The following is a 13,802-nucleotide window of genomic DNA, read 5'->3' on the forward strand; positions in this document are numbered from 1 at the left end:
GATTGATGTACGACGCGGCACGGCCAGGTTTGGGCGTGCGTACGCACCGACCCCGTCGATAGGGCCTTGATCATGACCTTGACCGATGTGCTGGTCCGAGCCGCCACTGTCGCACCCGGCCAGGGATTGGTCCACGTCGGCGACAACGACCGTTTCACCAGTTATGCCGAGCTTTTCGCCGATGCTCTGCGCATCGGTGGAGGCCTGCGCGAGGCGGGCCTGCGCCCCGGTGACCCGCTGCTGGTGGTCGCCGATGACAGTGTCGACTTCCTGGGCCTCTTCTGGGGCGCGATCGTCGCCGGCGTCGTTCCGGTGCCCCTCCCGCCGGAAGCCCAGCGCCTCGCCGCTGTCCGCCGCCACCTAGGCGATCCGCCGCTGGCGGGCGACACCGCGACGCCCGGCGCCATCCTGATGTCGCCACGCGACCTGCGATCCGCGCATCCACTTTCCAGCCCCGTTCGGGTCCGTCCGGACGACCTCGCTTTCCTCCAGTTCTCCTCCGGCAGCACCGGTACGCCGAAGGGCGTCGAACTGACCCACGCCAACGTCGTCGCGAACCTGGAGCAGGCGGCCCACATCAGCCGCGTGACCAGCACGGACATCGCGGTCACCTGGATGCCGTACTTCCACGACATGGGCCTGATCGGCACTCACCTCGTGCCGCTGCACGCGGGCTGCCGCCAGATTCGGGTGAGCCCGCTCGCCTTCGCGAAACGCCCCGAGCTGTGGCTGCGCACCGCCTCCCGGCACCGCGCCACGATCCTGTCGGCCGCCAACTTCGCCCTGGCCCTGGTCAACCGCCGCGTTCCTGAGGAGATGCTGGACGAGTTCGACCTCAGCAGCGTCCGCCTGCTGATGGTCGGGGCCGAGCCCATCTCCCCGTCGGTCTGGGCGACGTTCGCTTCCCGGCTTCGCCGGGCACGGCTGGCACCCGACGCCATGAAGCCGGTGTACGGCATGGCCGAAGCCACCGTCGCGGTCGCCTGCCCACCCTTGAACGAGATCGCCGTCCCACTCCACCTGAGCCGTGCGGCGTTGTCCCGCGGCGTCGCCCTGCCTCTTCCCGCCGGCCCCACGGGCAACCCCACCGTCTCTGCCGCGCCTGGGGACTCGGCCGGCCGACGTGGTCTCCTGCCGGCCGTGTCATTCATGGACGTCGGTTATCCGGTGCCGGGCTGCGAGCTGCGCATCGTCGATGACACGGGCATGGTGCTGGAGGACTTCCTGGTCGGGCACATCCAGGTTCGCGGGCCCAACGTCACCCGCGGCTATCACGGCGACCGCGCCGCCACGGCCGCAGCCTTCGACGGTGACTGGCTCCGCACCGGCGACCTGGGCTTCCTGCGCGGCGGCCGCCTCTGCGTGACCGGCCGGGACAAGGACGTCCTCTTCATCCACGGCCGGAATTTCCATGCCGCCGACCTGGAGGAGGTTGCGTCCGCCACCCCTGGACTGGGCTCCGGCCCCGTCGCTGTGGTCGGCGTGACCGACCCGTCGCAGGGCCGCGAACAGGTCACGGTCTTCCTGTCGGCCCCCGCCGTCCGTCCCGACCTGGCGGGTCTGACCGCTCTGGTCCGCGCCCGGGTGGCGGAGGCCCTCGCCTATGACCAGGTCCGCGTCGAGATCGTCCCCACCGGCGCCTTCCCTCGAACGACGAGCGGAAAGCTTCGACGCCAACCTCTCCGCGACCGTCTCACGACCACGACCACGACCACGACCACGCCCGCCTCGTCAGCGGAGGCGCCGCCGCCGACCGGCCGGACCGTCGCGACCGCTGAAGCGTCGTTGGCTGCGGGAGCGCCTCTGAGCCGTGCCGAGGTGGAGAGCGTGGTCCGGGCAATCTGGGCCCGCGTATTGCGAATGCCGGTGGAGACGATCGAACCTGAGGACCGTTTCCTGGCGATCGGCGGATCGTCCTTGGCAGCCATGGAGGTGCTGGCAGCGCTGGAAGACGCGTTCGGCCGCACCCTCGATCCGGCGACGCTGAGGGACTGCGCGACCGTTTCCGCCCTCGCCGACCGGCTCCTTGCCGACGAGGCCGACGAGGCCGTCGGATTGACGCCTCCGCCTTCCCCGCAACCCGACTTGGAACCCGCGAGGGCCCAGGCCGCCTCGCCCCCGGATCACATCGGTCGGCGCGAGGAGTTGGCGGTTGTCGGAATGGCGTGCCGGTTTCCCGGGGCGGATACGCCGGAGGAATTCTGGGCCAACCTTGTGGCTGGGCGGGACAGCGTCACGCCGGTGACCCGATGGGCCGACGGCGGGCACGGGGCCTTCCTGGCGGATCCGGCCCTGTTCGATGCCGGATTCTTCGGGATCGGGGAGGACGAGGCGCGGTTGCTCGATCCTCATGCCCGGATCTTCCTCGAACTTGCCCACGAGGCGCTGGAACGGGCCGGATATGCCGGACCGCACCGCACGGGCCGGCGGATCGGGGTGTTCGCCGCTGTCGGCGAGAGTGGGTATCCCGAGATCGTCGCCGGCGCGCTCGGCGGCGCTGTCGGGGGCACCGCGGCGCATGCGCTCACCGGGACGCTCCGAAACCTGACAGCTGCCCGTGTCGCACATCTGCTGGACCTCCGGGGTCCGGCGCTCGCGGTCGACACCGCCTGCTCGTCCGCGCTCGTGGCGCTGCATCTGGCCCGGCTCAGCCTGTCGGCGGGGGACTGCGACGTCGCGGTCGTCGGCGGGGTGAACCTCAACCTCACCGCCACCGGCGAGATGCTGCTCGGCGACGCACGGGCGCTGTCGCCGACCGGGCGGTGCCGGGCGTTCGCCGTGGGCGCTGACGGGTTCGTGCCGGGGGAGGGCGGGGCCGTTCTGATCCTGACCCGCCTCGCCGATGCTGGTGACGATCGCGTGTTGGCCGTGGTCAGGGGCACCGCCGTCAACAACGACGGCCGCTCGCTGAGTCTGATGGCGCCCAATCCGTCGCTCCAGCGAGAGGTGATCGCGGACGCCTACCGGAACAGCGGTGTCGACCCGGCCGAGGTCAGCTATGTGGAGGCGCACGGCACCGGGACCGCGGTCGGCGACCCCGTCGAGGCACGTTCGCTGGCCTACGCGTTCCCGCCCCGGCCGGACGGTCGTCCCCGCTTCCTCGGCTCGGTCAAGACGAACATCGGTCACCTGCTCAACGCCGCGGGCATGCCGGCACTGGTGAAGGTGATCCTCGCACTGCGGCATCGGGAGTTGCCCCCGTCGTTGCACCACGACCGGCCATCACCCCGCTTCGACCTGGCCGCGGCCGGGTTCGAGGTGGTCACCGAACATCGGCCCTGGACCGGGGCGCTGATCGCCGGTGTCAACGGTTTCGGGTTCGGCGGGACCAACGCCCACGTCATCGTCGCGGCCCATCAGACGGATGATTCCCGTGAAGGCGACAGGGCCGACGGGCCGCATCTGCTGACGCTTTCGGCGCGATCCGGGCCGGCTCTGCGGGCGGCGGCCTCCGAGTTGGCGGTCCATGTGCGGAAGCATCCGGAGTTGCGGACGGCGGACGTCTGCGCGACGGCCTCGTCGGCCCGGGACGATGGGCCCTACCGGATCGCCCTGGTCGCCGGAGACGACCTCGCGGAGCAGCTCGCCGCGGTGGCGCCCGGGTCTCCGCTCGGACGGCCGGGCCGGTTGGCGTTCCTGTTCGGTGGACAGGGCACGCAGCGGCCCGGGCAGGGCGCCGACCTGTACGCCACCGCTCCCGTGTTCCGTGCGGTCCTCGACGAGATGTCCGCGGCGGCCGGCCCGATCGCCGGCCGGACCCTGGCCGAGTGGTGCATCGATCCGACGGTCCCGGTCGCGGAACTGGCCCGGACGGAGGTCACTCAACCGCTGGTGGTCGCCTTCGGGGTGGCCCAGGCGGCGCAGCTCGCCGCCTACGGGGTCCGGCCGGGCGCGGTCGCCGGCCACAGCGTCGGGGAACTGTCCGCCGCCGTCACGGCGGGCCGTCTGACCGCGGTCGAGGCTGTCCTGCTGGCGGCCCAGCGGGGCCGGCTCACCGCCGCTCTCGCCGCGCCCGGTGCGATGCTCGCCGTCGCCGCGTCCGTCTCCGAGATCGCCGGCCTGCTGACCCGCGACGCCGCCCAGGGCGCACCGGATGGGTTCGCGGCGCACGGCGTGGTCGTCGCGGCCGAGAACGGCCCGGAACGGGTGGTGCTCGCCGGCACGCTCGAGGCGATCGAGCAGGTCACGGCCCGGCTCGGCGCGCACGGCGTGGTCACCCGCCGCCTCGCGGTCTCGCACGCCTTCCACTCGCCGGCGATGGAGCCGATCACCGATCAGCTCGGCCGGTTGGCGCCACCGCCTCGCGCCACGGTGATTCCGCAGATCAGCACGGTCACCGGCGAGTGGGGTGCCGCCTTCGACGCGCCCTATCTGGCGGCCCATGCGGTGCGCCCGGTCCTCTTCGCGGCGGCCGCAATCCGGCTGCGTGAGGCCGGCTTCGACACGATGGTCGAGGTGGGTGGTTCGGTCACGCTTTCCTCGTTCGTACGCGAGAAGGCAAAACCGCGAGCAGGTGTACGGGGAACGGCGGCTCTCTTCGCGGGCCGGGACGCGGCCGGGCTCCTGACCACGGTCGGGGAGCTGTGGTCGCGCGGGGTTCCCCTCGACCGCGCCGGGCTCGACACCGGGACGCGTCGGGTGGACCTTCCCACCTATCCGTTCCAGCGGCGCCGCTACTGGATCACCGACCCGCCACGGCCGGTCCTGTCCGTTCCGGCCTGGAGCGAAACTCCACTCCCGGACAAGACGTCCACCCGTGCCGGTGACACGGCACCGACCTGGCCCGGAGCCGGGGAAGCCACGGTCACGCCCGGGCCGGCGGGCTCAGCGTCCCGGGAACCGGGGGACGACCCGGCGGTGACGGTCCTGGTCGCCGACACCGAGGCGGCCGAGACCGCCTTCGCGGCGATCGCCGCGGCGCCGACGGACGGCTTTCTGCTCATCGTGACCAGCGACCTCTGGGCGATCGGCGCGGAGCGGCCGCGTCCCGGGTACGCGGTCTGGGCCGGGCTGGCGATGGCCTTCGCCGACGAGAATCCGCGCGCCGGTGTACGGATCGTCGACCTCTGCTCGGACGACACGGAAGAGGCCCGGACCGCGGCCGTCGAGGCCGAGAAGGCGGTGCCGGCCGCCGGACCCGCGGAGATCGTCGCCTGGCGGGCCGGCCGACGGCTCACACGGGTCTTCGTGCCGTCGGACTACGAGGAGGAGAGCACCGCCGACATGCCGGCCGTGCCCCGGGACGGCAGTTACCTGATCGTCGGAGGGGCTGGGGCGGCCGGTGCCGAGATCGCCCGGCACCTGGCCCGGCGCGGCCGGCCGAGGCTGTTGCTCGCGGGCCGTTCCGCGGCGCCCGTCGCGCTTCTCGACGAGTTGCGTGGGCTGGGGGCCGAAGCGGAGTACCGGGTGGCGGACGTGAGTGTCGCGGCGGATGTCGCGGCGCTGGTCGCCGGCCAGGATTTCGACGTCGTGGTGCAGGCCGCCGGTGTGGTGCGGCCGGGCAGCCTGCGGACCAAGACCGCCGGCGAGCTGGCCGCCGGGCTGGCCGCGAAGGTACGCGGGACGATGTTGCTCACTCGTGCGCTGGGGGAGCCCCCGCCGCTGGTGGTGGCGTTGTCCTCGATCTCGTCGGTGCGGCCGGGGCTTGCCGGTGCGCTGGGTGAGTACGTGGCAGGCAATGTCTTCCTGGACGCTTTCGCGGCGGCGGAACGGGCCGCGGGCCGCCCGTTCGTGGCGGTCAACCTTCCCGCGCTCGCCGGCGCGGGCCTCGCGGCCGTACACACCCCTCGGGGTCCGGCGAACACCGGCGACGGGATGTTGCCGATCGAACGGCTGCCGGAGGTGTTGTGGGCGGCGGCCGGGCTCGGCGCTCACCAAGTGATGATCACCGTGGCGGGTACGCGACCAGCGACTGCCGCACCGACCGTAGCACTCGGGAACGGGCTGGTGGACGGCGGGTCCTCGACGACCGGGGAGCGTCCCGGCAAGTCGTTGACGACGGGAGGGGCTCCCGGCCGGACACCCGCCGGAGGGGCGGCCAGGGTAGAAGTCTCGCCGGGGCCGGCCACGTCCGCCGGGAATGGGTGGGGGCATACCGCCCTGGTGGCGCTCGTCCGGGAGCTGCTGGCCGGACCATTGGCGCGGGAAGCGGAATCGATCGGGACCGACGAGCCGTTCCTGGCGTTGGGACTGGACTCGCTCACCGCGGTCGACATGGTCAAGGAGCTGGAGAAACGGCTCGGACGAACGCTGTCGACGACACTGTTCTTCGAACACCGGACGATCGGGGAACTCGTCGGGCATCTGGCCGGGCCGGAAGCGACGGAATTCCCGTTCAGTCCGGTGCAGCGGGCCTTCGTCACGACGGGACGGCTCTATCCCGCGGTCCCGGCCTACGCCTATGTGCGACAAACCCTTGGCGGGCCGATAGATTCCGGACGGCTGGGGCGTGCCTTCGCTCAACTGGAGCGACGGCATCCGATGCTGCGGGTGCGATTCGGTCCGGACGGCCAGTACTTCGTGGCGCCCGGCAGCAGCCGGGGACCGGAGTGGTACACGGTTGTCAGGAGCGGTGCCGAACCGCTCGCATCGACTGGCGAGTGGGACGCGTCGGTGGCGGAGCTGGACGCCGAACTGCGGAACCGGACGTTCGACCTGAGCCGGGAAGGACCGATCCGGGCGGTCCTCGTGGTGGCGGGGGAGGAACTCGCCCATCTCGTCGTGGTGATGCATCACGCGGCGGGCGACGGATACAGCATCGCGGTGCTCGGGGACGAGCTCTGGACGATCTATGAAGGACAGGAGCCGGCAGCGCCTCTACCGGTGACGTTCGCCGACCATGAGGCACGGCGAGTCCCGCCCGCTTCGGCCGACGTCGAATACTGGCGTGCGTCCCTGTCCGAATATCCACGGCTCGGGCTGCCGTTCGACGGTGCGGCCGAGGAGGAACCGTCGGCACCGTTCGGCGTACACCAGAGGGTGTTGGAAAGGGAGATCGGCGACCGGCTGACCGCGGCGGCGTGGACTGCCGGCGTGTCCGTTTTTCATCTTCTGCTGGCCGGCTATGTGCGATGCCTCGCGCGGTGGAGCGGGCAGGAGTCCGTGCCAGTTTCGGTGGCCAGGGCGGGGCGGACCGCCCGGCTCGATGGCATCGAGCGGATGGTCGGACCGTTCGCCGACACGTTGCCGGTGCTCGCCGCCGACGTGCGCGTGGGCGAACCGGCCGTGATCCTGGCGGCCCGGTTGCGTGACGCGTGGTTCGAAGCCGAGCAGCACGGATCGGTGTCGACAGTGGACCTGGCGCGGATGCTGGAGCCGAGCGGAGCGGGGCCGCGCACGGTGAGCCCGGCGAGTTTCAGCTTCGCGCGGTTCCCCGGCGTGGGCCAGAGCCGGACGAACGTGCTTGCCACGACAGCGGGGACGGCGTCGGCGGCCACGCGGCTGGGGCTGGTCTGCTTCGAGCAGCACGGGGCATTGCACTTCTCCTGGAACTATCCGATCGCGGTGTTCCGGCACGCGACCGTGGCACGGTTCGCGGAGGAGCATCTCGCGGAGATCATCGCGCTCGCCGGAGGAGAGGCCGTGCGGGATGACGTGGGTTCGCCGGCCCCTGCTTCGGTGGTGGAGCGGATTCGGCAGCAGTCCCGGCGCACTCCGGAGGGTGCGGCGGTGATGACTGACGGCGCGGTGCTCACCTATCGGGAGATGGATGTCGCGTCCGACCGGCTCGCTGGGCGGCTGGTGGATGGCGGGCCGCGGCGGATCGGGCTGCTGACCAGCCCCGGAGCGGACACCGTGATCGGCGTGGTCGGAATCCTCAAGGCAGGTGCGGCGTGGGTGCCGATGGACGTCGCGCATCCGCCGGCGCGACTGGCGAGCCAGCTCGGCCGGGCCGGGGTGGAGGTCGTGGTTTGCGACGCCGGCACGCGGGTCGCGGCCGAAGCGCTCGGCCGGCGCGGGTTCACGCTGATGGACGTGCGGGTGACGGGCGCGACCGCGGCGGCTGTGGAAGACACGGCGGCGGACACGGCGTACGTCATCTTCACGTCGGGATCGACCGGGCGCCCGAAGGGCGTCGCCGTCAGCCACCGGGCGATGGTCAACTACCTGGACTGGGCGATCACCGCCTTCGGCTATCGGGAAGGGGATCGACTGGCACAGACCGCGTCGATCTGCTTCGACGCCTCGGTGCGGCAACTGCTCGCCCCGCTGCTGGTGGGCGCGACCGTGGTGGCATGGGACCGGGACACCGTACGGGATCCGGAACTGCTGGTGGAGCGACTGGAGCGAGACCGGGTGACGGTGTGGAGCTCGGTGCCGACGCTCTGGGAGCGGGTGCTGACGGCCGCCGAACGAAGTCGGGCCGATCTGTCCCGGCTGCGGTGGGTGCACGTCGGCGGGGAGGAACTGTCGCCGGCGCACGTGCGGCGATGGTTCGACCTGCTCGGTCCGGGGCAGCGGATCACCAACCTGTACGGGCCCACCGAGACGACCATCAACGCGACCTGGCATCTCATCGACTCGCGGCCGGGTGACGACGCGACCCGGCTGCCGATCGGGCGGCCGATCGGCGGGGCGGTCGTGGAGGTGATCGCGGCGGACGGGCGGCTCTGTGCCGACGGTGAGGTCGGCGAGTTGCACATCGGCGGCACGGGGCTGGCCGACGGTTATCTCGACGATCCGGAGCAGACGCGGGCGGCGTTCGTCGAGCGCGACGGGCGGCGCTGGTATCGCAGCGGCGACCTCGCGGCGCGGGACGGCGACGGGGTGCTGTGGTTCCGCGGGCGGGCCGACGATCAGGTGAAACTGCACGGGTTCCGGGTCGAGCCCGGTGAGGTCGAGGCGGTGTTGCGGCAGCATTCCGCGGTGGAGCGGGTCGCCGTCCGGGTCGAAGGGCAGCGGCTGGTCGCCTGGGTGCAGTCGTCCTCGGCCGACGGGCCGTCGCTGCGTGCGTACCTGACCGGGCTGTTGCCGGACTATCTGGTGCCGAGCCGGTTCGAGGTGGTGCCGCAACTGCCGCTGACCGCAGCCGGGAAGACCGACCGCGCGGCCCTGGAATCGGGGCCGGCCGCGCCCGCCGGGGCATCCGAGACGAATGCGCCCCGGACCGCGACCGAGCGGCTGCTCGCTGACCTGTGGGCGCGGCGGCTCGGCGTGACATCGGTCGGGCGGGACGACGACTTCTTCGCACTGGGTGGGGACTCGATCGGTGTGCTGGAACTGTTCGCGAGCCTGGCCGAGCATCGGCCCGCGCTGCCACGACCGACGGTCCTGTACCGGCATCGGACCCTTGCCGGGCTCGCCGCCGTGATCGACGCGGCGGCCGGGCCGGCCGTCGACCACGACGTCGAGGGCAGGCCCGACGGGGATTTCCCGGTCACATTGACGCAGCGCGGGTTCCTGCTCGCCGACGCCGTCGGTGCTCCGCCGACCTGGCTGGCGGCTCCGCGACTGCGCGGCCCGCTCGATCCAGCGCGTTTCCAGCGGGCGGTGGACGTGCTGGTCGAGCGGCATTCGATGTTGCGGACCGTCTTCCCGCAGGGCGCGCGGCCGCCGGTGCAACGCGAGCTTCCGTCCGTCCGGCTCGTCGTCGGCCACGAACCGCGGCCCCGCCCGCTCGACGAGGAGTTGGCGGCGGAGCGGGAGCATCGCTTCGATCCGGCCCGGTGGCCCCTGGTCCGGTTGCGGTTGCTCAGGTACGGCCCGGAGGAGCACGTGGTGCTGGCACACGCGCACCATCTGGTCGGCGACGGATACAGCGTGGCGCTGCTGTTGCGTGAGTTGCTGGCAACCTATGACGGGGAGGGGCTGGCACCGTTGCGGGCGACGTTCCGTGACTACGTGGCCCTGCCGGCGGACGGGACGCCCGAGGTGGTGCCGCACGACGGTGATCCGATGAGCACCGGTGGAACGATCGTCACGGGCGGGCTGACGGTGAGTCCGCCCGGCGTGGCGGCGCTGCGAGAACGGGCACTGGCGGCCGGTGCGACACCGTTCCTCCCGGTGCTCGCGGCCTACCATCGTGCGCTCGCGGCGGTGACCGGCCATCCAGACCCGGTGATCGGTGTCGCGGTGACCGGTCGTGACCATGCGTTGCCTGATGTCGGGCGGATCTTCGGGCCGTGCGCGACGGCCGTCGCGGTCCGTCCCGGGCCCGGTGCCGGCCTCGCCGAGGTGGCCGTTGCCGTCGCCGACGCCCGGACCAGGAGATTCACGGCACCGTACGGCTGGCGGTACTTCCTCACCCACCTCGATTTCGGGGCGCTCGGCCCGCTCGAAGGCCAATTATTGCGGCTGACCTGGGACGACACCGACGCGGACCTGGCTGTCCCGCCCGGCACCGACGTCCTGCTGGCGGTCCGTCCGGTCGACGGCGGTCTGCGCCTGACCCTGCGTACCCGTTTCCCCCGCGAGCAACTGTCCCACCTGGAACGGGAGCTGGCCGCGGCCCTCGGCGCCCCGCCGAACGCCGCAGACATCGGCCCGGCGATGGACGCGGAGAATCTCGGCGCCTCGGAGCGCGGCGGGGGTTCCGGGGCGCTGGACGCCGCGCTCGTTGGCTATCTGCCGGCCCCCGGGCAGCTGACCGCCATGGCCGGGGCACTGCCCGAAGAGGTCCGGCGCCTGCTGCCCGGACTGGACCGCGAGACGATTCGCGCGATGCTCGTCCCCGACGGCCGTCCCCGGCTGCTGGAGACCGTCGACACCCCACTGGGCCGGTCCGGGTTCGTCGCGGTGCCCCGGTTCGCTGACGAGCTAGGCCACGCCGACCTGGCCCGGGACGCGGCGGCAGCGGTCGATCTGGCCGCCGGGCACGGCGCGCGGACGGTCTCACTGGCGGGCATGATCCCGGCTCACACCGGTTATGGGGAGGCCGTCTCTCCGTACCTGCGCTCCGGGGCGAACCTGACGACCGGTCACGCGGTGACCGCCGTGGCGGTCGTCCGTACCGTTCTGGCGGCGCTGGCAGCCCGTGGCCGCAAGCTGGGGGACTGCGTCGTGGCCGTGCTCGGCGTTGGCTCGATCGGCACATCCTCGCTGACCCTGCTGCTCGCCCGCGCCGCCGAGCGGCCGGCCGGACTGATCCTGTGCGATCTGCCGGCGGCGGTCCCGCGTCTCACTGAGATCGCCGCGAGCGTCGAGGTCCCGGTGGAGATCGTGACGGAGCCGCGGGCGGTTCAGCGGGCGGACGTGATCATCGCCGCGACGAGCAGCGGCCCGCACACGCTGGACGTCGATCAGCTGCGCCCGGGCACGATCCTGGTTGACGACTCGTTCCCGCACTGTTTCGACACGGCCCGCGCGCTGGCCCGGATGCGGAACCACGGCGACGTGCTGATCGTCGGCGGCGGCCTGCTGGACTGCGGCGAGACGACCCGGAGAAGTGCTCCCGGGCTGCCGGCGGTGACGGCGCAGCTGCCGCGGACCCTCGCGTCCTGTCAGCTGGAGTCCCTGCTGCATGCGGCGCAACCCGGCCTGCCGTTGGTCACCGGGCCGGTCGATCCGGAGCAGGCCGCCGCTTACTGGTACGCCCTCGACGCCGCCGGGGTGCGGGCAGCGCCGCTGCACCTTTTGCATGAGCGGCTCGACCTCGATGACGACGTCCAACCACCGCCTACGACCAGCTGAGGCTGGGCATCGACGCCCACCGCTTGCGGGTTGCCCAGGCGGCCGAGAGGGTCGGCTCCCGCGACCACCGTGTGGTGCTGGAACTCTGGGCGTTCGTCACCCCTGGACGGGCGGACCGGCTCGATGGAGATCAATCTGCTCGACCGCCTTGGCCAGAATTCCGAGACCTTCGCGGTGCATGGCGACGCTCCAGTGAAGGGGCGTGTGCGGAGAGGCGATGATCCGTTGACCGTGGCGGCCGTCGACGGTGTTGAAAGATTCGGGAAACCGGTAGGCGGGAGTTTGGGCCACGGCCGTCGAGCCGTCCGGTTGAAGCTCGATGTGATACTCGTCGTGCCCAGTGATGAGGCCCAGAGTCTGGTTGAGGACCGAGAAGGTCGTCTCGAGCGACGCCTCCGCGGCGGCGACGCCCTGTTCGCGAAGTAGCCGCAGAGTGCGGTGCGCGTGTGCGGCAAGAAGCTGGTTCACTGGAAGCGTCCACATGGCCTCGCGCCCGGAGGGTACGAGTGCGTCGCGGAGCCGCTGCTTCTCTTCGAGGTCCACGGGGCGGCCGCTGGCGTCACTCTTCTCCTGGACGTGGCGCTTGATCCGCTTGATCAACCACTGGGTGGCGTTCGTGTGAAAGTTGACTCGTTCGTAGGAGTCGCGTTGGTACCGCTTCATGCCTCCGGTCACCGGATCAACCAGAGTGGACAGACGATCGACAATGATGTCCACGATCTCTTGTTCGGTGCAGACGTTGCCCTCCTTCCCGATCGGAATCCGGCGGCTGGCAAGAATATCCGGTGTGTTGTATCTGAGAAGGTAGACGAGCGTCGCATCCAGCTCTCGGTATCGAATGCTCTCGACCTCTTCGTCAGGGGTCTCGAAAGGTAGCTGACGGCCCACGACGGCGGCGCCGCGATGAATCATCGCGTCCAGCGTCGCCACGAAGTCGGTGTTCTCGCCGCCGGACATGTGCACCTGCCAGCCGCTCTCGAGATAGGTGAATCGCTTCGCGGAGTCGCCGGTGACGAGCGAAAGCAGCGCATGGAGGGCGGCCACCTGCACCGCCGTCACGGAAGTGCGCTTCGGCACCGCGTTCTCTTCCCACGATCCGCTGTTGTGGTCGTTGTACGGGTAACCACAAGCGTCCAGGTACGGCACGAAGTCGGCCAGCATGCGCCGGTGACGGTCACTGAGATCATCGTCCGATATGAAGCCGCTGCCAAGTGCCTGGAACGACAGATGCGCCATCATGGCCTGGGTGTCCTGGCGATGGCGCCAATTGAGGTCCTTCTCGCTGTTCAGGTCAGCGATCTCGAGGGTGATGTGGGGGTGTTGCAGTTGTGTGGCCGCACCACGAAGACGGATGACGTCCTGCTGTCTTTCCAGCTGCCTGTTCGTCGAAAGCATGTGGAATGCGCTCAGTAGCAGGTTGCGACCCATTGCCCCTTCGGGTGAGTAGCGCTCGGGGTCATGCTGGTGGAGTTCGATGAACGCCCATGCCGTCTGGATGTGGTCGCGCAGATAGACCTTTTCTGACATGTCCCCGTGCGCCGCCCGGGTCTCCGTGGCCGGTACGAACGGGATGCGACGTGCCTCTTCGTCAACATTGATCATGCCGTACGGCACCGCGATGGAGTGTGTACCGCGCTCCTTGAGAAGACGTTCCAGGTCGCGAAGCTGGCTCAAGGTGTAGCTGGGCTGCGCACGGGCGGCCAGATCGTCATTGCGATAACCTTGATGATCGCCGATGGAGCCGCCACTCAGTTTCTCGTGGAGCTCCGTCAGTAGTTCTTCGTCCCTCGCGACCAGTTCAGAGGGCGGAAGCCATGGTGCTGCTTCCGGCGATTTCGGCTGGGCCTCGCCGATGCTCGCTGTTTCGGCAACCCCGCGGAGAGCGCCCATCACTGGACTTTCCTGAACGATACGAATGACATTTGTCCCTCTCAGAACGCGATGCTATGAAGGGAATTCCCTCAACGCCCGATGCGTGTGATATGGCCTTTCCGCATTGATTTCGCGGGTCTTTCCGATGCAGACCGGGGGCCACGCTAGCGGCTCAACGCGCATTACCGGTTCCGGGTTGCACCGACGAACAACCCATCCTGCCCGGTTGATCGATCGCCCTTACGCATACGGCGAGATGCCTGTTCGGCAAACGGAGGGGTCAACCGGGAGAGTTCGCAGTC

The 13,802-nt window shown here is 70.7% G+C and carries 2 protein-coding genes; one reads left to right on the forward strand and one right to left on the reverse strand.

The window, feature by feature from the left end:
• Positions 1–72: 72 nt before the first annotated feature.
• Complete coding sequence (locus AB0O15_RS28075; RefSeq protein ID WP_364324036.1) at positions 73–11,628, forward strand: amino acid adenylation domain-containing protein; 11,556 nt, start codon at positions 73–75, stop codon at positions 11,626–11,628.
• Positions 11,629–11,724: 96 nt separating this feature from the next.
• Here the strand turns inward: AB0O15_RS28075 and AB0O15_RS28080 are convergent, their stop codons facing one another.
• Positions 11,725–13,518 carry a hypothetical protein gene (locus AB0O15_RS28080; RefSeq protein ID WP_364324038.1) on the reverse strand — a complete coding sequence of 598 codons (1,794 nt, stop codon included), beginning with the start codon at positions 13,516–13,518 and terminating at the stop codon, positions 11,725–11,727.
• Positions 13,519–13,802 lie beyond the last annotated feature (284 nt).

Origin of the sequence: Actinoplanes sp. NPDC089786 (assembly GCF_040684855.1) — a bacterium.
Classification (GTDB): domain Bacteria; phylum Actinomycetota; class Actinomycetes; order Mycobacteriales; family Micromonosporaceae; genus Actinoplanes.

What these genes read in the sequence shown, in the direction of transcription:
- AB0O15_RS28075 (WP_364324036.1), top strand. Translation starts at nt 73, where the DNA reads ATGACCTTGACCGATGTGCTGGTCCGAGCCGCCACTGTCGCACCCGGC.
- AB0O15_RS28080 (WP_364324038.1), bottom strand. Translation starts at nt 13,518, where the DNA reads ATGGGCGCTCTCCGCGGGGTTGCCGAAACAGCGAGCATCGGCGAGGCC.